At 35.1% G+C, this 24,265-nt stretch carries 23 protein-coding genes and 2 pseudogenes; 22 read left to right on the top strand and 3 right to left on the bottom strand.

Features of this window, described 5'->3' with window-relative positions; translation table 11 throughout:
- Positions 1-148: 148 nt before the first annotated feature.
- The 3 genes and pseudogenes from OOK84_RS03950 to OOK84_RS03940 all read right to left on the bottom strand — a co-directional run.
- The gene (locus OOK84_RS03950; RefSeq protein ID WP_264731066.1) at positions 149-2,005 is read right to left on the bottom strand and encodes a hypothetical protein; all 1,857 of its coding nucleotides are present in this window, start codon (positions 2,003-2,005) and stop codon (positions 149-151) included.
- Between the two features lie 133 nt (positions 2,006-2,138).
- Entirely contained in the window at positions 2,139-3,347 is a 1,209-nt protein-coding gene (locus OOK84_RS03945) for a DNA modification methylase (protein WP_264731064.1), read from the bottom strand.
- A gap of 115 nt (positions 3,348-3,462) precedes the next feature.
- Positions 3,463-3,921: pseudogene (locus OOK84_RS03940) on the bottom strand (crossover junction endodeoxyribonuclease RuvC); the annotation flags it as partial.
- A 591-nt stretch (positions 3,922-4,512) separates the two neighbouring features.
- Between OOK84_RS03940 and OOK84_RS03935 the strand changes: the two are divergent.
- The 22 genes and pseudogenes from OOK84_RS03935 to OOK84_RS03830 all read left to right on the top strand — a co-directional run bounded on the left by OOK84_RS03935 (position 4,513) and on the right by OOK84_RS03830 (position 24,249).
- On the top strand, positions 4,513-5,007 hold the full coding sequence (locus OOK84_RS03935; protein ID WP_264731063.1) for an RNA polymerase sigma factor: 495 nt from the start codon (positions 4,513-4,515) through the stop codon (positions 5,005-5,007).
- A gap of 94 nt (positions 5,008-5,101) precedes the next feature.
- Positions 5,102-5,923, top strand: a pseudogene (locus OOK84_RS03930) (ATP-binding protein).
- An 11-nt stretch (positions 5,924-5,934) separates the two neighbouring features.
- Complete coding sequence (locus tag OOK84_RS03925) at positions 5,935-6,723, top strand: AAA family ATPase (protein WP_264731061.1); 789 nt, start codon at positions 5,935-5,937, stop codon at positions 6,721-6,723.
- Positions 6,724-6,760: 37 nt separating this feature from the next.
- On the top strand, positions 6,761-7,261 hold the full coding sequence (locus OOK84_RS03920; RefSeq protein WP_264375362.1) for a hypothetical protein: 501 nt from the start codon (positions 6,761-6,763) through the stop codon (positions 7,259-7,261).
- Positions 7,258-8,496, top strand: a complete 1,239-nt coding sequence (locus tag OOK84_RS03915) for an AAA family ATPase (protein WP_264377565.1) — start codon at positions 7,258-7,260, stop codon at positions 8,494-8,496. Before OOK84_RS03920 ends, OOK84_RS03915 begins: the two co-directional genes overlap by 4 nt.
- A 17-nt stretch (positions 8,497-8,513) precedes the next feature.
- The gene (locus OOK84_RS03910) at positions 8,514-10,562 is read left to right on the top strand and encodes an AAA family ATPase (RefSeq protein ID WP_226079819.1); all 2,049 of its coding nucleotides are present in this window, start codon (positions 8,514-8,516) and stop codon (positions 10,560-10,562) included.
- A gap of 90 nt (positions 10,563-10,652) precedes the next feature.
- Positions 10,653-11,336, top strand: a complete 684-nt coding sequence (locus OOK84_RS03905) for a hypothetical protein (RefSeq protein ID WP_108784542.1) — start codon at positions 10,653-10,655, stop codon at positions 11,334-11,336.
- A 15-nt stretch (positions 11,337-11,351) separates the two neighbouring features.
- Positions 11,352-13,280, top strand: a complete 1,929-nt coding sequence (locus OOK84_RS03900; RefSeq protein WP_264375358.1) for a DUF4815 domain-containing protein — start codon at positions 11,352-11,354, stop codon at positions 13,278-13,280.
- A 20-nt stretch (positions 13,281-13,300) separates the two neighbouring features.
- The gene (locus OOK84_RS03895) at positions 13,301-14,494 is read left to right on the top strand and encodes a hypothetical protein (protein WP_264731059.1); all 1,194 of its coding nucleotides are present in this window, start codon (positions 13,301-13,303) and stop codon (positions 14,492-14,494) included.
- Positions 14,495-14,498: 4 nt separating this feature from the next.
- A complete protein-coding gene (locus tag OOK84_RS03890) occupies positions 14,499-14,702 on the top strand; it encodes a hypothetical protein (RefSeq protein ID WP_108784583.1) in 204 nt (67 codons plus the stop codon).
- Positions 14,699-15,970 carry a hypothetical protein gene (locus OOK84_RS03885; RefSeq protein WP_264731058.1) on the top strand — a complete coding sequence of 424 codons (1,272 nt, stop codon included), beginning with the start codon at positions 14,699-14,701 and terminating at the stop codon, positions 15,968-15,970. The genes OOK84_RS03890 and OOK84_RS03885 overlap by 4 nt, the downstream gene beginning before the upstream one ends.
- Positions 15,971-15,976: 6 nt before the next feature.
- Entirely contained in the window at positions 15,977-16,534 is a 558-nt protein-coding gene (locus OOK84_RS03880; protein WP_264376937.1) for a hypothetical protein, read from the top strand.
- Positions 16,531-17,706, top strand: coding sequence for a phage tail sheath subtilisin-like domain-containing protein (locus OOK84_RS03875; RefSeq protein ID WP_264731056.1), 1,176 nt, complete (start codon positions 16,531-16,533; stop codon positions 17,704-17,706). The genes OOK84_RS03880 and OOK84_RS03875 overlap by 4 nt, the downstream gene beginning before the upstream one ends.
- 11 nt (positions 17,707-17,717) lie before the next feature.
- On the top strand, positions 17,718-18,224 hold the full coding sequence (locus OOK84_RS03870) for a phage major tail tube protein (protein ID WP_108783961.1): 507 nt from the start codon (positions 17,718-17,720) through the stop codon (positions 18,222-18,224).
- Between the two features lie 88 nt (positions 18,225-18,312).
- The gene (locus OOK84_RS03865; RefSeq protein WP_264375233.1) at positions 18,313-18,570 is read left to right on the top strand and encodes a phage tail assembly protein; all 258 of its coding nucleotides are present in this window, start codon (positions 18,313-18,315) and stop codon (positions 18,568-18,570) included.
- A 109-nt stretch (positions 18,571-18,679) separates the two neighbouring features.
- A complete protein-coding gene (locus tag OOK84_RS03860) occupies positions 18,680-20,953 on the top strand; it encodes a phage tail tape measure protein (RefSeq protein ID WP_264731054.1) in 2,274 nt (757 codons plus the stop codon).
- Positions 20,953-21,300, top strand: coding sequence for a phage tail protein (locus OOK84_RS03855; protein ID WP_039950887.1), 348 nt, complete (start codon positions 20,953-20,955; stop codon positions 21,298-21,300). Before OOK84_RS03860 ends, OOK84_RS03855 begins: the two co-directional genes overlap by 1 nt.
- Positions 21,297-21,506 (top strand): tail protein X, encoded by a 210-nt coding sequence (locus tag OOK84_RS03850; RefSeq protein ID WP_006015620.1) that lies wholly within the window; start codon positions 21,297-21,299, stop codon positions 21,504-21,506. The genes OOK84_RS03855 and OOK84_RS03850 overlap by 4 nt, the downstream gene beginning before the upstream one ends.
- The gene (locus tag OOK84_RS03845) at positions 21,507-22,451 is read left to right on the top strand and encodes a contractile injection system protein, VgrG/Pvc8 family (protein WP_264731052.1); all 945 of its coding nucleotides are present in this window, start codon (positions 21,507-21,509) and stop codon (positions 22,449-22,451) included.
- Between the two features lie 52 nt (positions 22,452-22,503).
- Positions 22,504-23,037 carry an ankyrin repeat domain-containing protein gene (locus tag OOK84_RS03840; protein WP_155968672.1) on the top strand — a complete coding sequence of 178 codons (534 nt, stop codon included), beginning with the start codon at positions 22,504-22,506 and terminating at the stop codon, positions 23,035-23,037.
- 67 nt (positions 23,038-23,104) lie between these two features.
- Entirely contained in the window at positions 23,105-23,326 is a 222-nt protein-coding gene (locus OOK84_RS03835; RefSeq protein WP_108783956.1) for a hypothetical protein, read from the top strand.
- 8 nt (positions 23,327-23,334) lie between these two features.
- Positions 23,335-24,249, top strand: coding sequence for a patatin-like phospholipase family protein (locus tag OOK84_RS03830; protein ID WP_019236454.1), 915 nt, complete (start codon positions 23,335-23,337; stop codon positions 24,247-24,249).
- Positions 24,250-24,265 lie beyond the last annotated feature (16 nt).

Raw genomic sequence — 24,265 nt, 5'->3', positions numbered from 1 at the left:
CTTCTTGAGTCTCTGAAAAGGTTTTGCCAATATCAGCAATTCCTTACCTGTTTATACTTTCCAATGTTTTAGAGATACTTTACTAACATCAAGCGAAGTACTCCGGTTTATAGCTGCTTTCTTTTTATATGGTGAAATTTGGCTATTTTCAACTAATACTATAAATTACATCTTTGTAGTTATGAGATTCAACCACTACTTGCTCTAGCGTTAAACTGCTGCATTTAGCATCTTTACTATGGTTTTCTTCAAGCACTTTTATTCTTGCTTCCTTTATTTCCTCAATGAACTTTTCATTAACTTTTTCTGGTTCAACTCTTTCCTCACAATATACAAGATTTGTGCAATTTGTTTTTCTGTAGTAATGTACTCCAAGGCATATCATTGATAGTGCAAGTATACTCGAGCCTACAAGTACTGATAGCCCTACGTTATTAATCAAAGCATTATGGTAAAACTTCTGTACACTACTAATACCACCTTCCACATACAGTAATAAAGGCCATACTATATTTGCAGCAACCAAACTGCTTAATAATGCTGTAAATAATGTCCTATCTTTGATTACTGATTCTACTTTATTTCTTCTACTAATGACTTTGTCGTCAATATTAATGAAATTGTTCTTACCCTTCCAAGCGTTAAGTGTAAAATGTGAATGAGTACCATTGCTGTATTCCAGTTTGACTGATTTTATTACTTTATCTTTTGGTTGATACTTTAGCACCTGATTCAAAGTTTCATTCGCATTCTTTCTCCCTACTTGACACTCTTCAATATCTCTAAATTGCTTTATTCCACAAAATATCGGACTAATTGCAACCAATAGTGCAACAGCTAGAATTGGTATAGTCACATAGATGGTACTGTTTGCAAAAAATGCAATTAATTGTGCTTTATTCTGTAAATATACCAAAGCTGCAGAAACGCTAAGTGCAACAGCAGCTATACCGAAAATTATAAATTCCTTCTGCTGCACTGTATATTTTACTCTTGGCAAAATTCTATTTGTTTTCTTTTCTTTTTTAATTAATGGAGTTTCTGAATTCACTCCTCCACTATTTGTTTGATCACTTTCATGTAGCAAAATATTTGAAGATATATCACTAAGTGTGTCAATAGATGACCTTTCTGATGCTCCCTCTCTATCAGATATTGAGTTATCTTTCAGTTTCTGTAGATCTGATCTTTGTACTCCAAAGCTATTACCACTTATTCCACTATCACTCCCTTCTAAAACCTTTTTTGGAGATTTTGTATCTTGGTTTATTTTTGAATAAATAGGCTCGCCATTAGCTAGTTCTTCGTTTATTTCTGAATAAATAGGATCAGCATTAACTAGTTCCTCTATATTTTCCTCGTTATATGATTTTACTTCTAATGATGATTTTGATGGTGCAATAGACTGTATAACATTTGACACATGATTTTTTGCTGTTCTAGGTGAAGGTGGAGCCACACTCCTACTATTGTCCTGCTGTACGATTTTAGGTGATGACTTTGGCTTATCCCCTGATTTTCTATCCTCTTCATGCACATCTATTTTGTCATATGTTTGGCAGTTGGAAGATGTGCTGAATGCCACATTAAACTGATCAGGATAATATCCACCGTTATATCCTATTCCATTTGCCTCACAAACTGCATTAAATTCGTCCTCTATGTCTTCACCCTCATCTAATGATGAAAGTGCATCAAATTGATCAGCACCTGCCTCGTCCATTTCTAGTGTAATACTGCTATCACTACCATTTCTAATCACATTCGAAAAAGCTGCCTTGTATTCAGTGTTGCACTGCTTCAGATCGTGACTACCACAAGTTTGCTTCATATGTTTCTCCTTAATAATAGGTGTTTGCTTCGTACCTTTTTCAAACAATTCAATTCTCTTCTTAACAGATAGTGTAGAATCTGAAACATTATTTTCTACTTCTTCAGAAAACAACGATGTTTCATTACTTGTTTGCGACGTTACTACTCCAGCTGACGTCTTTGCTTGATTCATTGAGTGCATCACATTTAATCCAAAGTTATTTGTTACGCTAAACTCATTAAAATACGGTATATACCAGTAAATTAATATTACAACTACTCAGGCTTACTAAATTTCTGTTTGCATTATCCCTTCCACTTTTTTCTTACTGTTTTTCTTCTTGAATTTCTGCAAAAGTTTTACCAGTACCAGAAAGAATTGCCTCCCTACCTGTGTATATTTGCCAACGTTTTATGGTTACATCTACAAACTTTGAATCTAGCTCTATTGTTCTACAAATTCTTCCTGTTCTCTCACATGCAATCAGTGTGCTGCCAGAACCGCTAAATGGATCAAGTACAGTATCCCCAGGTCTGCTGCTATTAACTATTGCTTTCTCCATTAGCTCTACTGGCTTCATTGTTGGGTGCAGTGAGTTATGTATTGGCTTATCATAAAACCATAGATCACTTTGATTTCTACCTCCATGCCAATCACGTTTATTGCCATTTTTCCAACCGTAGAGCATTGCTTCGTATTGTCTCTGATAATCAGATCTGCCTAGCGTAAAGTGATTCTTTGCCCAAATGATAAATGTTGACCATTTCCCTCCTGCTTCCTCAAATGCTTTTTGCAACGTTGAAAACTCTGATGATGATACGCAGATGTAAATTGCTCCTTTCGTATATGCTAAAATATGGGAACAGATGTCATAGAGAAAAAGTTCGTACTTTTCACCTTGATTATCGTTTAATATCTTTTTGTCTTGACTGCTACCATAGTCAACGTTATATGGAGGATCACAAACAGTAATATCTGCCATTTTATCTAACAGCGCTTTATATGATTCAACTACAGAGCTATCACCACAATAGATTCGATGATCACCTAAAATCCAAAGATCACCTGGTTTTGTTATTTCTACTTTTTTGTCATCAACAACTAAGTCAGAAAGATCTTCTTCTTCACCATCTAAATCATCAAGAAAGTTTTGAACTTTTTCTAGCTCAAATCCAGTCATTTTAAGATCAAACTGTAAATCTTCTAATTCTTGAATTTCTACTTTCAAAAGCTCATTATCCCACTTTGCCCAGTTAGCTGATTGATTTGCCAGTAATCGAAAAGCTTTGGTTTGTGGTTCATTTAGATTATCACTTAAGACCACTGGAATACTTTCCATACCAAGTTTTCTTGCTGCTTTAAGTCTTAAATGACCATCAACCACAGTTCCATCGCTTTTTGCAACTATTGGTATACGAAAGCCAAATTCCCGAATAGAAGCACACATTCTGTTGACTACATCGTCATTTTTACGTGGATTACGCTCATATTCGACTAGATTTCGAGTAGGATAATAGTGGATTGCTAAATTCATATAATTTAAATCCTTGATAATTAAAAAGTTAATATTTAAAATATCTCTGACGCTAAAGAAGGCCTGAGGTCAGCACCACCAAACCCGCTAGTATGGACGAAAGGACCCACTTTTGCGGTATTTTTAATGTGTTAAAATCTTTACTAAGATTCATAACGTAGAACATTAATGCCAAAGCATCTGCTTGATTATCATCTCTAGGTGAAAAACCTTTTTCACGTATCGCTTCAATAACTTCACTCTTACTTGCATTACCTTTGCCTGCTATAAAGCGTTTTATAGTTTTAACATTAACACCTTGGTAGGGAATATTGTTCTCTTCACACCAAGCAGATAGAACGGCAAGAAAACCACCGTAGCAATGCGCTGCATCAGTTCCTAGATGTCTTCTTACTTCCTCAAAATACACTGCAGTGAACTCATGTTTCAAAGAATTAAGCCAATTGTGAAAACTTAAAAAACACATTCCACCTCCACTGAAACGGCTACCATGAAAACTTTTGCTTCCACTTTCAATTACTCCATCTGTAAGAATTGCCCAGCCTGTTTGCTTGCCGAGATCTAGCGTTAAGATTGACGTACAAAAACTCCTTTGTGTAATTAAAGTTCAATGCCCTGTATAATATATATGTACGATGACTCGCAAATTCGTCCGCAATTTTGAAAAAAAATTAAAAAAAATTTCATATCCTGCCATTTGAGTTTTTTTCATCTTTACTTATCTTAATAACTATTTTACATAACTTATATTACGCCAATATTTATATTATTATATTATCATATATTATATTTTACCTGTATTTAAATATATATATAATATATATAAGACTTCAGTAATCCGTAAACCCTCTTTACTGGCCGATTTTAGCCACTTAACTTTAGAAACGGCTTTTAGGAATAGAACATAAAAAAGACAATATTATCAATAACTTAACGATCACTGCTTTCTGAAATACTAATTAGTAACTCAGAAATTAGGTACGAAATTGGTAGTTTTTTACCTATGAAAAAGTAGCTTCAGTAGTGTATCAAAACGTTTAAATCTTATTTTAATTTTTAAAGATTTTATTCTTTTAGATAAAAAAATTATTACTACTTTTTTATAATAAATTAGTCATACAAAGTCTTGGTAAAAATCTCTATTCATGAAACTTTTGGAGTTTTTATGAAGAATTCTTATCAAGGAATCGATTCTACAATTGTTAAACATGTGAGATTTCAAGCTTCGCGCCTTAAATCCAAAAGCTGTTTTATTAACGAAAGTCTCGAAGATATAGAACAAGAGCTTTTTTGTCAGGTTTGGCAATATCTGAACCAGCACGATGAGAAAAGAAGTAGTTTTAGTACTTTCGTTGCTAGATTAGCTAATTATTGTGCTCGCAATATGTTACGCAATCAGTTGTGTCTAAAACGTAATATAACTTTTGATGATATAAACGACGATATTCCAGATCATAGGAACTCGGAAATCGAAGCGATAATTCGCACTGATATAAATAATATAATTTCAACTTTGTCTGAAAAAGATAGTAATTTATGTCAATTACTTAAGGTATTTACTATTACTGAAGTTTCTGTAATAACCAAAATACCAAAGACAACTATCTATCGCACACTAGAACGAATACACGATAAATTCTCAGTTTTAGAGAAGTTATAAGCTCTCGATTATATTTGCTCAAAATTTTTTTTTTGCAAATTGCGGACGAATTGCCTAGGTCATCGTACATATATATTTAGGTACTGGGAGAAAAATGAAAATAATGAACAGCAATGAACGGCTAAAAGTTCAAACAGGTATAAAAATGGTCATCTTTGGTCCTTATGGTATAGGTAAAACTAGTCTCTTAAAGACCATAAATGAACCAACACTTTGTCTTGATTTTGAGGCAGGTTTACTTGCTGTTCAAGATTGGCAAGGGGATTCTGTAAGTATTCGTACTTAGAATGAGGCAAGAGATATTGCATGTCTCATAGGTGGTCCTAATCCTGCGTTAAAATCTGACTCAGCATATAGCCAAAGACACTATGAGCATGTATCCAGTAAATACAAAGAGCTTGCTTCGGAGTTTCTCAAGTATCGATGTGTTTTTATCGATAGTATTACAGTAGCCTCGCGTTTATGTCTTTTATGGGCAAAAATGCAACCTGAAGCTTTTTCTGAAAGATCAGGAAAACAAGATATGAGAGCTGCTTACGGGTTACTTGCTCAAGAAATGATGGCTTGGCTCAATCAGTTTCAACATATTCCAAATAAAGACATCATTATAGTTGGAACTCTTGGGCAATACCTTGATGATTTCAATCGCTCGACTTGGCTACCTCAATGTGAAGGTGCTAAAACCGCAAGTGAAATTCCTGGCATTGTTGATGAAGTAATTAGCATGGTTGGAATCAAGAAAGATGATGGTACAGAAATTCGTTCATTTGTCTATCAGACGATTAATTCTTGGGGATATCCTGCTAAAGATCGAAGTGGTTGCCTTAATATGGTTGAAGAACCGCATCTAGGAAAACTTCTTACAAAAATTAAAACTAAAGCTTTTGCAATTCAACCTGTCACGCCCAACATATAGGAGGTTATTATATGCTACAAAACTTTTTAACTATTGGTCAAAAAATTCCTTTTTTCAGTGTGAAAGAATACTTGGACGATCGATCGCCAATACCAGAGGATATAATCTCACCAAGAATTCTAACTAAAAGAGGTTTGTTAGTATTTGGTGGCCCTCCTAAGATTGGCAAAAGCGACTTTTTGATCTCTTGGCTTGTTTACATGGCTGCTGGTAGATCATTTCTCGGTATGACACCAAATAGACCTTTGAAAATCTTCTACATGCAAACTGAAATTGAATATGAATATATGAAAGAACGTTTGCAACAACTTGATAATGAACTTTTGAATGTAGCTGCTAACAACTTAATCATTACGCCAAAAGTGCACTTATCATTTAATCATGATGAAATAAGTGAAATTAAGGAGATTGTAAATGAACGCTTTAAACCTGATGTTTTGGCCATAGATCCATTACGTAACATCTTTAGCAGTGAATATGGAAATGAAAATGACAATAGTGCTATGCTGTTTTTTCTGCAAAAGACTCTTGAAAAGCTACGCAGTGCTGTCAATCCAGATGCTTGTATTGTACTTACTCATCATACAAAAAAATTATCAAAAAAGATGCTCGAAGAAGATCCATTCCAAGGCCTAAGTGGTGCTGGATCTTTACGTGGATTTTACAGTACTGGTATGGTGATGTTTGCTCATGATGAAGAAAGTAGTGTACGCCAGATAGTATTTGAGCTTCGTAATGGTAAACGCGTGCAAAATAAACTTGTCGATAAGATAAATGGTCATTGGCAGCTAATGGAATAGCTAATTTTCACTTTAAAGTCAACTTATAGGAGAGCGTATGCTACAAGATTTTTTAACTGATTTTAATAACGCGAAACTGCAAAGCAGTTTAATACCAAAAGGTACAATAGTCAAGGTAAAAATGGCAATAAAGCCTGGAGGTTATGAAAATTGGTTCACTAAAAACTACACTACTGGCAGTATCTATTTAAATGTAGAATTTACCGTCACTGAAGGCCCATATGCAAAACGCAAGATTTTTCAGATTATAGGTATCAAAAATGGCAAAGCAGAAGGTGAAGAAGACATCTGGGGAGAATCTGGACGTTCTATGCTGCGTAGTATTTTGGAATCATCCAGAAATATTCATGCAAATGACACTTCAGAGAAAGCAGTTACCGCTAGAAGAATAAACTCTATAGCTGATTTCAACGATTTAGAGTTTACAGTAAAAGTAGGCGTTGAAACTAATAATACATACGGAGATAGAAATAGGATTACTACAGTTATTACTCCAGAATTACAAAAAAGTTTTCAAGATGATTGGTTGCCATTTTGAAGTATGACGAAGGAAAGTTGTGGGCTGCTGTTATTACTAGAGCTATTCAGGATGCAGCAGGAAAAAACCCTAAACTTAAAAAAGAGGCTTGTCAATGGATTCGCTCACGATCTTTTGAAACTGTTTGTGAGCTGGCTAATCTTGACTTTAAACGTCTAAAAAATATGTTGAACAAATTTGGAATAAACAAGGAGAATTTTATGGATTTTTCATCTAAAAATGCTTTGAAAATAAAATCATTATTAATTAATAACATCAAAGATTGTTTATCTTATTTGTTACCTGAAGGCAAATCTTACCAAGATAAATTCTATATTGGCAGTAGAAATGGAAATAAGATAATAGTTGAAATGGAAGGAGAAAATGCAGGAAATTGGTACAACCTGATCGAAGAAAAGAAAGGAAATATAATAGACCTTTGGACTTTAGTTAAAGGTAATATAGATTCTGCTGAAACATGGTTGAACGGTAAAGATGAAAGAAGTTCCATATTACAAGAAAAACAAAACGAAGAAAAAGCATTTTCTGTAAACCATTACTTAAACGATAAATCACCAATGCCAAAAGATATAATAGGACCAAGAATTTTGACACCAGGTGGTCTTTTGGTCATAGGTGGTACTCCAAAGATTGGCAAAAGTCATTTTCTTCTTTCTCTATTAGTACATCTGGCAGCAGGAAGATCATTTCTTGGCATGAAGCCTACAAGACCACTAAAAATATTCTATCTACAAAACGAAATGGAATATGATTACATTAGAGAACGTATACAACAACTCAACAAACTTCCTCATTTAGCAACAGAAAACTTAGTTGTGACGAACAAGATGAATTTGACCTTAAATGAAGAAGGTATAGAAAAAATAAAAAATATGGTAGAGGAAAAGTTTGATTTAGTTGTGATTGATTCTCCTTATAATTCCGTTAACTATGGTCTGCAGCATGCAATAGAAAAACTACGTTCCAAGATTAATCCTATGGCTGGAATAATCATCACAAATCACACCAAAAAAGTATCTACCTCTACATTGGAAAAGAATCCATTTCAAGCTCTCGTTGGTGCTAACGCTTTAAGAAGTTTTTATACATCTGGAATAGTAATATTTCAACCCAATAAACGTACAAATATCTTACAAGTAGTATATGAACTTAGAAACGGTAGATCTATACCAACAAAATTCATCAATAAGATTAATGGATGTTGGAAAACTGCTAACGTTATAGCTAGAACATAAAAATTCTTCAGGTAGGTATGGATATTTATTGTTCACAAAGAAATGGACATTATAAATTATTAGGGAAGAAAGAACAGTTAAGAACTCAACTCCTATCAAATATAAGGTCATGTCTTTCTTATTTACTGCCAAGAGGAACTTTTCGTGGTGATAAGTTCTATGTAGGTGATCTACAAGGCAATAAAGGACAAAGTATGATAGTGGAGTTAACTGGCAGTAAAGCCGGATTATGGCATGATTTTTCTACCGAAGAAGGAGGAGATATTTTTGATCTTTGGGCTGCTGTTACTGGAAAAAATCAATTTACTGATACGATAGAAGATATTGCTAAGTGGATTGGTTATTCGGAAAAAAATAACACTCTGGGGCAACCAACGGCATCATGGAACTATTACGATGAAAGTGATCAAGTGATTGTTACAGTTTATCGTTATAACACTGATTCAGGAAAAAGATATCTTCCTTTTGATGTAAAAAGGTCTAGTTTTACTCTACCAGAGACCAGGCCTTTATATAATATTCCAGGTATCATGAAATCTGATAAGGTGATTTTAGTTGAAGGTGAAAAGTGTGCAGATGCTTTGATAGAGCAAGGTATGACTGCCACAACTGCAATGTTAGGAGCAAATGCACCAATAGAAAAAACAGACTGGTCACCACTTAAGGGTAAGCATGTTATTATTTGGCCAGACAATGATGAGCCAGGTAAACAATATGCTGAGAAAGTTGTGAAAAAGCTTACTTTTCTTGGTGTTTTATCACTTACTCTTCTTGAAATACCGGAGAATAAACCAAAAGGATGGGATTCAGCTGATGGTATAGAAGAAAAGATGAATATTCCTGAATTCATTGAAAATAACTCGAAAAAAATCATCGTTAAGCAATTTCTTAATATTCAAGAATGGAGTGTGGAACGTTTTATAGGTCCAGTACCAGAGCAAAAGTTTCTTGTTGAAGGGTTATTTCCTTTAGGAGTGACATCTATTCTAGCTGCAATGGGAGATACTGGTAAAGGTATGCTTCTGCTTGATTTAGCACTGAAAGTTGCGAGTAGAAAAGATCAGCCATGTGGTTTTGGTCCTTTAGTTACTGAACATGGATCTGTGGTAATTTTCTCAGCAGAAGATGATATGAGTGAAATACATCGTCGTTTAGAGCGTCTTGATTCGCAATGCGAAAGATTAAAATATAAAGATAGGCTCTTTATTGTACCATTACCAAATGTTAGTGGATCACTTACAATCATAAAGAGTGTTTCAGGTAAAGTTATAGAGACTTCTCCTGAATTTGAATCGATAACAAAACAACTTAATAAAATAAAAGACTTAAAATTAATCGTATTTGATCCACTTGCATCATTCGTGCATGCTGATTTAAATACTGACCCAGCCGTAGGCGATTATTTGATGTCTTTATTATCTGATTTAGCAGGTAGCACTGGAGCATCAATAATTACTGCCCATCATATGAGAAAGCCAAAAAGTGAAAAACCTATATCGACTGTTGAGCAAGCACGTGATGCCATTAGAGGTACATCTGCTCTTGTTAATGGTGTTAGGTGTTCATACGCTTTTTGGTCTGTGGAAGATACAGCTAAACTGACAATTTTTAAATCAATAGGAGAATCTGTAAGACAGAACGCATTATTTTATGGAGCAATTGTTAAAGCAAACGGTTTGGCTGATCGCACTTTACGCACTTATTTAAGAAATGAAGAAACAGGATTGTTAGAGGACATAACTGAAAGATTAAGAATAAAAAATATGAACGAAAAAGATTCAAAGCAGCATCTTATAACTGCAATTACACGAGCAGCAATTTCTGGACATCCATTTACCCATACAGGAAGTACAGGAGTGTATAAACAGCGGCATAGACTACCTGAGGAGTTTCACAGTATAGGAAGAGATAGAATGGAGCGTATAGTTCAAGAGCTGTTACAAGCACGGAAGCTGGTTAAGGGAATGGCTACTGGTTCAAAAGAAGATAAATGGCTTGACATTCCTAGCGGACCATTTGCTCGTGGTGTTGGAAAGTTTAGCTGTGGAGCTGAGCTATTCTCCTAAAAAATTTTTCTGATATAAAAAAATATTTTGATTTTTGCGGACGAATTTTGAAGTCATCGTACATATATAATATAGGAGACTTAATTAAAAATGTCAATTCTCACACAGTCAGGAAGAGCAGCAATAGCAGCAAGTATAAAAGAGCAGTCTCTACATCTTGCCTGGGGCAGTGGTGACTCAAATTGGGAAAGTAGCCATCAGGTCGAAAAAGTTTTTGTTGAGGGTGAAATAGCTCTAGATCACCACACTATTAAAGATGTAAGGGTTTTTACAGGACAAATAATTTATCAGCCAAGTATAGACTATACAGTTGATAGCAGTACTGGTGTAATAAAACTTACGGAAAATAGCTCTATCACGGCAAATAGTGCAGTTACTGTAGAATATACTCAAAGCACACCACCTGAACCTATAAATTCTATAAAGCTCTTGAATGAACTTGGCAGACGTACTGCAGATGAGGTTCTCTTTTGCACAGGTGATGAGAATGGAGAGCTTTTGACTCCAACAGGGAGGTTTAGGTCCTCAAATGTACCAACCAATAATTTGTACCTTAAATTTACTTTCGATTTCACGGATGCAGCAAATCAAGTGATAAGGGAACTAGGAGTTATGGTTGGTACAAGGGTAAAAGAAAAATTGCCTCCTGGACAAAGGTATTTTGAACCACAAGATATAGAAGACCCAGGGATCTTATTAGTTTTAGAACATACAGTACCGCTCATTAGGACTTCAGCAACCAGGGAAACTTTTTCGTTTGTAGTGACATTTTAGAAAAAGAGAAAAAAGATGACCTTAAATAGCTATTATAACCGCTTTAATCCTGACAAAGAATACGAAAAAAGCTTGTTTCTAGCAGGAAGAGGTCTACAGTCAGCAGAATTAAACGAGACGCAAGAATATGCTCTCTCTAAGCTTAAAGGCATAGGCGATGCAATATTTCGTGATGGCGATGTTATAACAGGAAGCAATTGTATTATAGATAGAGAAACTGGTAAAGTTACACTTGAGTCAGGAAAAATCTATCTTCGTGGAGCGGTGAGAAAAGTAGAGGCAAAAGAGTTTGTTATTCCACTGAGTACCACAGTGCGTATAGGTGTTTATTACGTAGAATCTACCATTACAGAACTTGAGGACGAAAATCTTCGTGATCCTGCTATTGGTACAAGAAACTATCAGGAAGTAGGAGCTGCAAGGCTTAAAGTTTCCACCATTTGGGGATACCAAGTAGAAAGTGTTACTGTTAACTCTACAAATGGCGAATTTTACCCAATTTACAATATTGAAAATGGAGTATTGATAGAACATTCACCGCCACCACAAGCAAATATAGTAACTACTGCTCTTGCTCGTTATGACAAAGAGGCAAATGGTTCCTACGTTGTAAATGGCCTTGAAGTAATGTTCCTGCAAAAGGAAGAGGGGGAAGGAGGAAAAAAAATATTTGTAATTAATGAGGGAAAAGCTCATGTTGATGGCTATGAGATTGAGTTACCTCACAGTATTCGCATTTCTTTTGATGAAGATCCAGATATAAAATCAGTTGAATCAGAACCACATACTTTTCAGCCAAATAGCCAAAGAGTAATGGAACTGAAGGTGAATGATTTTCCAATAAGTGAAATTAAAAAAGTAGATATAACTGTTCAAAAAACCATTACCATTACTCATGGTTCATATTCAGGAGCTGTTGATCCAATACCTGACTCTGCAGTACTTGAAATTATTCAAATTAAACAAGGTAATGTTATTTATGAAAATAGTGTAGATTATAAACTAAACGCAGGAAATATTGATTGGTCATTACCCGGCAAAGAACCAGCTCCTGGAAGTAGTTATCAAATAACTTACCGCTGTCGCACTCATGTAAGTCCTGAAGATATAAGTGAGCAGGGGTGTAAAGTAAAAGGAGCAGTTGATAACAGCTTGGTTTTGATTGATTATACCTGGAAAATGCCCCGCTTTGATTTAATTACTATCGATAGCAAAGGGGTGGTAAGGAGAATAAAAGGAATTTCCCATTCTTGGCGACCATCGATGCCTAAAGCGCCCTCTGGACAACTTTTGCTCTGCTACATTCATCAGACGTGGAAGAAAGGCGAAGGGGTAAAAATAGTGAATAATGCTATTCATGCTGTACCGATGAATGAGCTTGAAGCAATGAAAAAAGGAATAAATGATCTTTATGCGCTGGTTGCAGAGGAACGTTTACGCAGTGATGCAAATTCAAGAGAACCTACAACGAAAAAAGGAGTATTTGTTGATTCGTTCTTCGATGATGATATGCGTGATCAAGGAATTTCGCAGTCTGCAGCGATAGTAAACAAGGAATTAATTTTACCAATAGATGTAACGATTGCTGATATTGATGGAGGAGAAAAAACTTATTTGTTGCCGTATGAACTTGAACCGGTACTGGAGCAGCTTTTACAGACTACAGGAGAAAAAATTAATCCGTATCAAGCCTTTGATCCAGTACCAGCACAAATTACTTTAAATAAAAATATTGATCACTGGACGGAGGTAAAAACAAATTGGAAAAGTCCAGTAACCAGAGTATTTAATGTTAAAGAAACAACAGAGCTGCTGTCAAGTACCTCATACGAAACTGAATTTATGCGAGAAGCAACTCAAAATTTTGAGATTGAGGGTTTTGCAACTGGTGAAAAGCTTAAGGAATTAAAGTTTGATGGAATTTTTATTCAACCTCAAGCATAGAAAATATTTGAAAGAAAAACATGATCGCAACATTTATTGCTGATAACAGAGGAAAAATAAAAGGAAGATTTACTGTACCAAGAAACATTCCTGCTGGAACTAAGTTAGTGCAGTTCTTCGGTGATAAAGGCAGTTATGGAGAAGCAACTTATACTGGTAAAAAAACAATTACCATAGAGGAAAGAAGAAGAGTTATCGCGGCAAGAAGAGTTGATCCTTTAGCGCAAACATTTACTCTAAATGAAAGTAGGCACATAGGAGGCGTGGAACTATGGTTTGTAAATAAAGGCAAAAAACGTGTTGTTGTGCAGATTAGAGAAACAGCAGTGGGAATGCCCTCGCAGACTGTCATTGCTGAAAGTTATATTGAGCCAAGAGATATAAAGGTGGATGGCACAGCAACACGTATTACTTGGTCACCAGTGTTTTGCCATGCAGGACGAGAGTATGCAATAGTACTGCTTACTGATGATCAGGGTACTGCAGTAAAAATAGCAGAACTTGGCAAATATGATGCAGTAAATAGCCGTTGGGTAACGAGTCAGCCATATCAAGTAGGAGTATTACTCTCATCTAGCAACGCAAGTACTTGGACTCCACATCAGAACTTAGATTTAACGTTTCGGCTTTTGGCTGCAAAATTTAGCGAAGTTTCTTACATTATTGATCTTGGCAAGGTTACTGCAAATAACGTATCAGATTTAATTGTTTTGACGAACGTCGAAAAAGTAGCATTTGATACCAATGTAGAATTTATTTTAACAGATGAAGAAGGAAAAGAAAATTTTTTGTCTGATAATTTGCCGCTCGCACTGCGTGAAAGAATAAATGGGGAATTAACGGTAAAAGCAAGCCTAAAAGGAGGGCGAGAAAAAAGTCCAGTTCTTTATCCTGGGTTACAGTTAGTTATGGGTAATCTTTCAGAGTCTGGAGATTATGTTACAAGAAGCATTACAGCAGGAGCTAACACTAAGATTACCATAACATATGATGCGCTGATACCTGGCACTGCAGATGTTAAAGCATATGTGCAAAAAAATGTGGATTGGCAATTAGTAAATTTAACATCAGGAAAACCAATTGGAGAAAATTGGGTAGAGAGAACTCATGTGCTGACAAACTTTAATGGCAATGAGACAAGGATAAAATTAGTTTTAAGTGGAACGGTTGTCTATCGGCCAAAGGTAAAAAACTTGCGGATTGTTATAACGTAAAAAAATGCCAAATAATGAAACGAGGCGCGGATATCCTTTACCACATCCAGAGAATATTGCTGTGCAAGATGTGGTACGTATTCGCAAAGCGGTAGAAAAAATAGATGAAGATATGAGTGAGAGGGAAAGTAAACACAACGATCTTCAAAAAGCATTTGAACGACTGAATTTTGAGAATTTTTTGAATTTTTGGAGTAATAACAGATGACTATCGCCAAAGAAGTAGTTTATGCATTGCATCAGAGACTGAAAGATCTATCTGTAAATGCTACCCCTGATCAACTCGCATATCTCGCAAAATCTCTAGAGTCTATTGCTGGGCAAAGTACAGTACTTGATATTGTACAGATGACTGACATAAAATTAAAAGAACTTCTTGACAGTAGCACAAGTCATTTAAATAAATTAGATAGTAGTAAAAACAATGCATTAGCAGCAATCTCTGAATTAGAAGGAAAGTCATTAAAGAAAATAGATGAAAAAGGAATTACAAATTTATCACTACTTGATAGCAGAAAAGATTCACATGTTGCCACCATCAATAATGCCGGAGATCTAAATAGCATAAGAAACACATTAAATAGCCTTAAAGCCATAAGCGATATACCAACTGGTTCATCAGTTATGAAAGAAATAAAAACTAGAGAAGACCAATTAAAAATCCTTACAACTAAATTTAACTCGATTAATGATGTGCCAAATGGGTCATCAATTATAAAAGAGATAAGAAAGCGCAATATGGTTGAACCTGAATCATTACCTTTTCTGTTTGGCATTCTTAATCGATATAATGACTATGGTTGGTCTGATGATAATGGCTATTTCAAAACAGAATTAGGGCAGTGGTATAAAGATACAGCAAAAACCGACTATATGCTGCAGCTCCTTGCAGGTAGTAATACTTATGATTGTACGTATTCTAGTTTTTATCATCCACCACAGTTGTACTTCTTACAAGGAAGTAACGGTAAATTTCTGTACAGAAAAGCATTTTTACGTCATAGTCACAGCTCAGATCAATACAGTTACCCATATGCACTACTTGGAGTAATATTTGTAAAAAACACTACAAACAGCGATAAAACACGAACGCTTCATTTTAGTGGTTCATCACGTTGGAGTTCAGGATATGAAGGAGCAGGGTTATTCGTAGGAACACCTAGTCACGTTAATACTAATAAATCGGCAATCTCAGGAATAACTTGGACAAATATTTACAACTACTCAACTAATTCTGCAGTATTTAGTAGTTCAAATAATATTACTGTGCCAGCAAATAAGACAGTAGCAATTTTATTTTACGCATCGCCATATTTTTACACATCTGATTATCACCATTACAGTTGGTTTATGAGGTGGAGTATTTATAACTTTCGGAGCAATTTTTTAACTACAGGGCTTGAGATAGATGTAGAGAGAACGCTAAGGGCTTGGCAATGTCCAGGATTATCTAACACGCATGAGATTTGGAGGTAACAAACAATGTCTATCTACATTAGATTTGAAAATGATAAACAAGTAGAAACAACAATACTTGAAAGCAAGCCAAAAGGTAAAAATTGGTATGAAGCGCCAAAAGATTTTGATTGGCAAAAAAGCTATTGTTTAACAGAAGGAGGAGAAATTGCTCAGCGGAATCAAGAAGATATTGAATTGGAGTTATTGCAAAATGCGAAATTTTCTGCACTTTCTAATCTTCGTGCTTATTATGATAACTATACTAACCAATACACAGGACATTCTCACCAGAAGTCTAAGTCGTATGCGATACAAGCGAAAGCCGCAAAAAGCATTCTAGCAGCACCAGAATCTATAGATGAAAAGGATAAAGAAATTATAGAACCTTTAGCAAAAGTCCGTGGTATTACAGTTATCGAAATGGCAAGGATAATCGAGGAAAAAGTGAAAAAAGCAGTAAAAGCGATAGTGAAATGCGAGGAGTTGGAAGACATGGCGAAGAGGAAAATTGAAGAAGCTAAAAGTGAAGTAGAGCTACAGGCTTTGCTCAATGATTTTAAACAAAGAATGCAAAAAAAATGACAGAGCAATTTTTACATGGTGTAAATGTTATTGAGGTAACCTCAGGGGCCAAGGTAGTACGCACAGCTAAATCATCAGTGATAGGTGTAATTGGTACTGCACCTGAAGCAGATGGGCAAAAATTTCCACTGAATAAGCCAGTACTGATAGCAGGAAGCTTAAAAGAAGCGGTAAAACTTGGCAAAAAGGGGACTCTTTTTTCAGCAGTAAATGGAGTATTTTCCCAAATTGGTGCAACAGTAGTAGTTATTCGAGTTGAAGAAAGTGATCCAAAATTAAAAGAAGAAGAGACGCTGAAGAATATAATTGGCGGTGTTGATGAGGAAACCGGAGAATATCAGGGAATTGAGGCATTTCTCAGCAGTGAAAGCATAGTTCATGTTGCGCCAAGAATATTAATTGCACCTCAGTGTACTCACCAACTACCAGAAGATGGCAAAAATCCAGTGGTTGCAGCATTAATTCCTATAGCAGAAAAGCTGAGAAGCATAATAGTAGCAGATGGACCAAATACTAATGATGAAGAAGCAATAAAATGGAGAAAAAGTGTAGGCAGCTCAAGAGTTTACGTGGTTGACCCATGGATTAAGTTATTTATTGAAGGAAAAGAAGAAATCTTGCCATCGAGTCCATTTGTAGCTGGTTTAATAGCTAAGATAGACAGCGAGCAAGGCTTCTGGCACTCACCTTCAAATAAAGAAATAAACGGTATTGTTGGAACAAGCAGGCCTATTGATTTTACTCTCGGTAATACAAATTGCAGAGCAAACCACTTAAATGAAAATGAAGTAACAACGATAATTCATCAAAATGGCTATAGGCTTTGGGGAAATAGAACATGTTCAAATGACTCAAAATGGGCTTTTTTGTCAGTGAGAAGGACTGCAGATTTAATTAATGATAGTTTACTTCGAGCTCATCTCTGGGCAGTTGATCGAAATATCACCAAAACTTATATAGATGATGTAATTGAGGGGGTGAATTCTTATCTTGCAAGTTTAAAAGCACAAGGAGCAATTATTAGCGGAAAATGTTATACAACACCAGAGCTCAATACACCGGCAAATATTGCAAGCGGGAAAGTATATTTTGATTTCGAATTTACACCACCATATCCGGCTGAGCAAATAATATTCAGGTCTCATCTTGTAAATAATAGTATAATAAGTTAGGAGCAAGTAAAGTGTTACCGAAAATACTGAGAAATTTTAACGTATTTGTTGATGGTCGTGGTTATGCAGGGAAAATTGATGAAATAACCTTGCCGAAGCTTACCATAAAAACTGAAGAATACAGAGCTGGTGGTATGGATATTCCAGTAAATATTGATATGGGCATGGAAAAGCTTGAAGCAGATTTCACTTTTGCTGAATACGATACAGAGCTCTTTCGGCTATTTGGGTTGATAAATGGAAATTCAGTAGCTTTGATGCTCCGTGGTGGAATGCAAGGTAGTGGAAGTAATGATATTGAAGCAGTAATAATCAATTTAAGAGGCATTTTTAAAGAATTTGATTTTGGTAACTGGAAACCTGCTGAAAAAGCAACGCTGAAGTGTACTGTAGCTGCTCATTACTATAAACTTACCATAGGTGGCAATGAGCTGATAGAGATCGATGCTGAAAATATGATAAGAAAGATAAATGGCGTTGATCAAATGGCCTTGCTGCAAACGGTTTTAGGAATATGAAAACTTATTTGAAATTTTATTTTTTAAGGAGAAGCATATTAAAATAACTTTAAAAGTGTAAAAATATTTTATTTTTTAGGAGAATTTTATGAAAACTATAACACTAAACAACCCAATTACAGTTGATGGAATTTCTGTCTCAGAACTTACCGTTAGACGTCCAAAAGTTAGGGATTATCTTGCCATAGATCGTCTAAATGGTAGTGATTTAAGTAAAGAAGTCACTCTGACAGCGAACTTAACATCAGTGGCAAAAGAATCAATTGAGGAGTTAGATATTGCTGATTATGTTAAAGTACAAGAGGTGCTCAAGGATTTTTTTTCACCAGTTATTCAAAGAACTTGAGGTCAGAAGTATTAATGTTCAGCTCTGTTGTAGGAGGCGGAGTTGAACAAATACTTGATATGGAGATTAGTGAATTTATTTTATGGAGCAAATTAGCTAGGGAGTTCAAATGTCAGTATTATCGATAAAAATAGGTGCAGTACTTGATGGCAGTTTTAATACTGTAATAAAGGGCAGTAGTAGTCAACTTACTCATCTTGGTGAGAACATAAGAAAGCTTGACTCATCTTTAAAATCAGTATCAAAATTTAAGCAGTTGGGTAGTGATGTTTTGACTAGCAGGAGGTCGTGGAAGGGCTTTGAAGATCAAGTAAAATCTTTAGCTAAACAAATGAAAGCAATAGAGAAACCGAGCAAAACTTTAAAAGCTGAATTTGATAAAGCTAAGTTTTCTGCAACAAAAGCAAAAGAAGCATATTTGAAAAAGAGAGATGCTTTGCATTCATTTAATGAAGAAGTAAGGAAAAGTGGAAGAAATATTAAGTCATTAGTAAGTGATCAATATAAACTTGGTTCTTCTATTGAAGTGCTAAAAGGTAAGTATGGTAAGCTTGGGTCTGCAATACGTAGTCACCAAAGTTTTTTAGCAAGCAAAGCACATTTTAAGTCACAAATTATAGAGACTATTGGGCTAGGGCTAACGCTTGCAGCTCCAGTTAAAGTTGCGATTGACTTTGAAAGTGCTATGGCTGATGTTACAAAAGTGGTAGATTTTAAAAAAGGAACGGATGAAGCAACTAAATTTGCAAAGAAGTTAAAAGAGATGTCACGCACTATACCATTATCAGCCGCAGAACTGGCACAAATAGCTGCAAGTGGTGGTCAACTTGGTATCAAGAAAGAAGATCTTTTTATGTTTACAGAAACAGTGGCAAAAATGTCTACAGCATTTGATATGTCTGCAGAGCAAGCAGGTGATTCTATAGCTAAACTCTCTAACGTTTATGGCATTGATGTTAGTAAAATGGAACATGTTGGTAATGTGATCAACCACTTATCAGATAACACTGCTGCTAAAGCAAGAGATATGGTTGAAACTCTAGCAATAGTTGGTGGTACTGCAAAGCAGTTTGGTTTGGATATCGAGAAAACAAGTAGTTTAGCAAATGCTTTCATTAGCTTAGGTAAAACACCTGAAAAAGCTGCAACTGCTATAAATGCTCTACTTAGTAAACTTCAGACTGCTGAAGAACAAGGAGGGGATTTTAAAGCAGCATTAGAGCAAATGGGAATAACTGCAGAAGAAATAGTACAAAGAATAAGCGAAAACGGCGAAGAAGCATTACTCTATTTTTTTCAAACTCTAAAGAAAATGGATAACCAGGAACGTTCTACAATCCTTATGAAACTTTTCGGTCAGGAATATCAAGATGATATTGCATTATTAGCTGGAAGTTTTAATAAGTATGAGGATGCAATAAAGTTATTGGCTAATACAGAAAAGTACAAGAGCTCTCTACAAGAAGAATTCAAAAATCGTGCAGACACTACAGCTAATAAATTACGACTTCTTCGAAATGCAATAGCTGAAGTTGGTATGAACCTGGGCTCAGTGATGTTGCCTACTTTAAAATCTATAGCTGAATTTTTACAAGAAAAAACTAGATATATAGCAGAGTTTGCAGAAAAATATCCAACTTTAACCACGGCGATCATGGGTACTGTAGCATCCTTGATAAGTTTAAAAATTGTAGCAGTAGGACTAGGATACGGATTTACATTGCTAGGAAGTACGATTTTTAGTCTGAAAGCAAACCTACTTGGAGTATTTTCATTTTTATCAGCTACAGTTTTTCCTGCAGTAGTAACAGGACTAAGAGCAATAACACTCGCTAACCCTATAGGACTTTTAGTTGCTGGACTTGTTACTGGTGCAGCTCTTGTTATAGCTAACTGGCAAAAGGTGAAAGACTTTTTCTCTAGCTTGTGGAAATCACTCATTGAACCTATAGGAAAAGCTTTTTCATGGATAGGGGAAAGTGTATTTGGAAAAGTATTGGAAAATAGCCCACTGAAAGAATTTGAAAAAAGAAAAACTGAAATAAAAGCAGTCCATACTCCCATAAAGAGTAATATTCTCAACAGTGGAAATCCTGTGCTAGGTAACAGTATAATTAAAGAATTTTCAAAGAGAAATAAAAATAGCTTCAGAGTCAAAAGCCTTATTGAGGAGAAAAAGTTTACAGAGAGCGATAAGATATTTGCAAGGAGTAAGTTTGAAAATAAAGAACAAAATAAAACTCAGAACATCACTAATAATTACACTATCAGCATTAAAGCAGAACCTAACCAAGATGTTCGTAGTCTTGCAGATGAAGTAATAAAAAGGATAAGAGAAAAGTCACGTGATGTTTTATTTGATACGGTAGAGACATTTTATTGATGCTATCTCTTGGTCCGTATAAGTTTGCTCCCACAAGTTTAAAGTATAGCAAAGAAAATCGTTGGAGCACGATTGAGTGTATTGAAAATATGCCACTATTACAAAATATCGGTCAAGGTGTAGAAAATATAGATTTAGAAGGAATGATTTATCTGCATAATCTCAACGGGCTAAATCAATTAAAGAGTGTGAAAGAAGCTGAAAAACCACATATTTTAGTAGATAGTTTAGGTAATATTTTAGGACAATTCGTAATTACTAGGTTAGAAGAAAAGCAGATGTATTTTTTACCTAATGGACTACCAAGAAAAGTTGAATTTAGTTTGAGTTTAAAAAGCTATAGATGACTGTATACTATGTGAGTAAAGAAAATGAGATGTTAGATCTGATTTGCTGGAAACATTACGGATTTACTGATGGAGTAGTGGAATTAGTACTAGCAGAGAACTTAGGTTTGGCAGAATACGGAAGCTTTTTGCCTGCAGGATTAAAGATAAAGCTTCCTACTATTAAGAAAATAGTACAAAAGTCAAAATTAAAGGTCTGGGAATAAATGCAGCCAGATTTTATAATAGATAAATGTGAATCAATTAAAGATAGAGTTATATCATTGCACCTTACAGATGAATCAGGAATAATAGATGATGTAGTTGAAGTGTGTGTTAATTACAGGGATGAAGACATAGATATTCCGAATGAATTGAACATAGCACTAGGTTATAAGGAATTTGGAATCTTTCCAATGGGTATATATACAGTCAACGAAGTGACTATACAGGGTCCACCTAAGACTCTACTAATCAAAGCTCATGCAACAAATTTAAGAATATCTTTGAAGGCAAAAGTATCAAAAGAATGGCGCCAAATTACCATAGAAAACTTAGTAAAAGAAATAGCCCAAAAACATGGATATGGATACAAAGTCGCTAAGGAATTTAAGAATGTATTGATACCCCATATTAATCAGGCAGATGAAAGTGATATAAGTCTGTTAACAAAGATCGCAACAGAGCGTGAAGCAATGGCAAAATTAGCTGGTGGGTATATATTGTTTATTTCAAAGAATATGGCAAAATCAGCCACAGGAAAAGCTTTAGGAACAACGACTATTAGACCTCAAGATACAATTAACTGGAAAGTACATTTTACCGTACGTGATAAGTATAATTCAGTAGTGGCAAAGTGGCATAGCTATGAAAAGGGCGAAACTATTAAAGAAACAGTTGGTAGTAGCGAGCCAAGTTATATTATGCTGGAACTTTACTCTAATGCAGAGTCAGCGCTGAGTGCAGCAAATGCCAAGTTGAAACAATTGAAGCGTAAAAATGAAGCTTTAGATATAACTATGCCTGGTAATCCTCAAATTTTTGCAGAAGCTAAACTTAATCTTATAGACTTTAACCAAGCGGTAGATGGTGAATGGATAGTTAATAGAGCGGAGCATACTTTAAATAGCTCAGGTTACCTTACTATGTTGTCAGCATCTTTGAGTAAGTAATGTTAATAAAAAATGAGTAAATGATCTATTTAATATTAAAAAGATGTTGAATATGGATAAATTGGGTCAAGATACAAAAAACAAGCTGCATTTTTGGTGGCTTATAACAGTAATAGTATGTATTATTGCTACCTATTCCTACATGAAGGCAAAGGCTGCAGATAATTATAAAACGATATTACGCATTGCTTCTCAAAATTGTAACTTAGAGACTGTAAAATTCTTAGTAGAAAATCTATTAGATATTAATGTGCAGATCCCTAAATTAACAGCACTACATTATGCTGCAGAAGAGGGATGTGCAGAGGTTGTAAAATTCCTAGTAGAAAAAGGAGTTGATATAAATGCTACGAAATATGAAAGATGGACACCTTTACATGCAGCTACATATGAAGGCAAATTGGAGATAATTAGATTTTTATTAGACAAAGGTTCAGACCCTACCATTAGAGATACAGATGGAAAAACACCAAGGAAAATTGCTGTATTAAGATCACGGCATAATAAGGACAAACCTTATGATGAAATCATTAAGCTACTTGCAGAAGCAGAGGACCGATACGAATCAACAAAAAGTAATCACTAAAGCTGTAAGTTTTCTATAATCTGCATATAAATTTCCAAAACTATCCATAACAAGTTAATATTTTCACATGAAAAAGCAAAAAATCCCAATAGCGGTAATAATAACAATAGTTGTACAGACTGTAGGGTTAATCTGGTGGTTGGCAAAACTCGACCTACGTGTACATATCCATGATAAATTTGTAGAAAAAAACCAAGAACTAATCGAAATAGTCTATCGACTTGAAGAGAGAGTGAAAAACCTCACTGAAGAAGTCAACGAACTTGAAGCTATTCACAAACACAAATAAATTTTACAGTGACAAAGTACATTTTATCTGTAGATGGAGGTGGCATTAGAGGGATAATACCTGCCATTATTCTAGCAGAAATTGAATCTAGGACAAAAAAGCCAATTTCCCAGATTTTTGATTTAATGGCAGGAACCTCAACCGGTGGGATTATTGTTGCTGGACTTTGTAAAAGCAATAAACTTCAATACTCTGCCAATGATTTGGTTGAACTTTACCAAGAGTATGGAGCATATATCTTTCAATCATCATTTTGGAGAAAATCAATTGCTTCTTGGCTGAGTGGTTCTCAGTACTCATATAGAAATATGGAATTTATTCTCAACAAATACTTTGGTGAAAGTACTATGGCCGATGTTGCGAGTAATCTACTACTCACCAGTTATGACATTCACAATAGTTGTGAATTTTTCTTCAAAAGTTGGAAAGAAAAAAACATTAAGTTGAAAGATGCACTCAGAGCTACAACAGCTGCTCCAACGTACTTCACACCAAAACGTCTGAAAATTAGCCAAACAGAGAGAGTATTGATAGATGGTGGAGTGTTTGCAAATAATCCAGCGGCTTGTGCATATGCAAGTGGTAAGAGGTTATTTCCAAATGATGAGATTATACTGCTATCAATAGGCACTGGTGGAACAGATAGAAGTATAAAGTATGCTAACTCAAGGAAATTTGGCAAAATAGGGTGGATCAAGCCACTACTGAATGTGATGTTTGCCTCTGGATTGGATTGCGTTGATTATCAACTAGAACAAGTAATAGACGATAAATATATAAGAATACAATCGCAATTGAAAGTAGCATCGACTGAGATGGACAATATTACACTCAAAAATATCAAATCTCTTCAGCAAGAGGCAAATGCAATGATAGAGGACAACCAGAAATTAATAGATAAACTTTGCGATTTCATATCTTAATTTATAACAAGCAAAA

The organism is Wolbachia endosymbiont (group A) of Sphaerophoria taeniata (assembly GCF_947250735.1).
Taxonomy (GTDB): Bacteria; Pseudomonadota; Alphaproteobacteria; order Rickettsiales; family Anaplasmataceae; genus Wolbachia.
The sequence above is the reverse complement of the archived record's forward strand: the minus strand, read 5'-3'. Positions and strand labels throughout refer to the sequence as shown.

Bases quoted from the DNA above. Each gene is read 5' to 3' on its own strand.
- OOK84_RS03950 (WP_264731066.1), bottom strand. From the start codon at position 2,005: ATGAATCAAGCAAAGACGTCAGCTGGAGTAGTAACGTCGCAAACAAGT.
- OOK84_RS03945 (WP_264731064.1), bottom strand. From the start codon at position 3,347: ATGAATTTAGCAATCCACTATTATCCTACTCGAAATCTAGTCGAATAT.
- OOK84_RS03935 (WP_264731063.1), top strand. From the start codon at position 4,513: ATGAAGAATTCTTATCAAGGAATCGATTCTACAATTGTTAAACATGTG.
- OOK84_RS03925 (WP_264731061.1), top strand. From the start codon at position 5,935: ATGCTACAAAACTTTTTAACTATTGGTCAAAAAATTCCTTTTTTCAGT.
- OOK84_RS03920 (WP_264375362.1), top strand. From the start codon at position 6,761: ATGCTACAAGATTTTTTAACTGATTTTAATAACGCGAAACTGCAAAGC.
- OOK84_RS03910 (WP_226079819.1), top strand. From the start codon at position 8,514: ATGGATATTTATTGTTCACAAAGAAATGGACATTATAAATTATTAGGG.
- OOK84_RS03905 (WP_108784542.1), top strand. From the start codon at position 10,653: ATGTCAATTCTCACACAGTCAGGAAGAGCAGCAATAGCAGCAAGTATA.
- OOK84_RS03900 (WP_264375358.1), top strand. From the start codon at position 11,352: ATGACCTTAAATAGCTATTATAACCGCTTTAATCCTGACAAAGAATAC.
- OOK84_RS03895 (WP_264731059.1), top strand. From the start codon at position 13,301: ATGATCGCAACATTTATTGCTGATAACAGAGGAAAAATAAAAGGAAGA.
- OOK84_RS03890 (WP_108784583.1), top strand. From the start codon at position 14,499: ATGCCAAATAATGAAACGAGGCGCGGATATCCTTTACCACATCCAGAG.
- OOK84_RS03885 (WP_264731058.1), top strand. From the start codon at position 14,699: ATGACTATCGCCAAAGAAGTAGTTTATGCATTGCATCAGAGACTGAAA.
- OOK84_RS03880 (WP_264376937.1), top strand. From the start codon at position 15,977: ATGTCTATCTACATTAGATTTGAAAATGATAAACAAGTAGAAACAACA.
- OOK84_RS03875 (WP_264731056.1), top strand. From the start codon at position 16,531: ATGACAGAGCAATTTTTACATGGTGTAAATGTTATTGAGGTAACCTCA.
- OOK84_RS03865 (WP_264375233.1), top strand. From the start codon at position 18,313: ATGAAAACTATAACACTAAACAACCCAATTACAGTTGATGGAATTTCT.
- OOK84_RS03860 (WP_264731054.1), top strand. From the start codon at position 18,680: ATGTCAGTATTATCGATAAAAATAGGTGCAGTACTTGATGGCAGTTTT.
- OOK84_RS03855 (WP_039950887.1), top strand. From the start codon at position 20,953: ATGCTATCTCTTGGTCCGTATAAGTTTGCTCCCACAAGTTTAAAGTAT.
- OOK84_RS03850 (WP_006015620.1), top strand. From the start codon at position 21,297: ATGACTGTATACTATGTGAGTAAAGAAAATGAGATGTTAGATCTGATT.
- OOK84_RS03845 (WP_264731052.1), top strand. From the start codon at position 21,507: ATGCAGCCAGATTTTATAATAGATAAATGTGAATCAATTAAAGATAGA.
- OOK84_RS03840 (WP_155968672.1), top strand. From the start codon at position 22,504: ATGGATAAATTGGGTCAAGATACAAAAAACAAGCTGCATTTTTGGTGG.
- OOK84_RS03835 (WP_108783956.1), top strand. From the start codon at position 23,105: ATGAAAAAGCAAAAAATCCCAATAGCGGTAATAATAACAATAGTTGTA.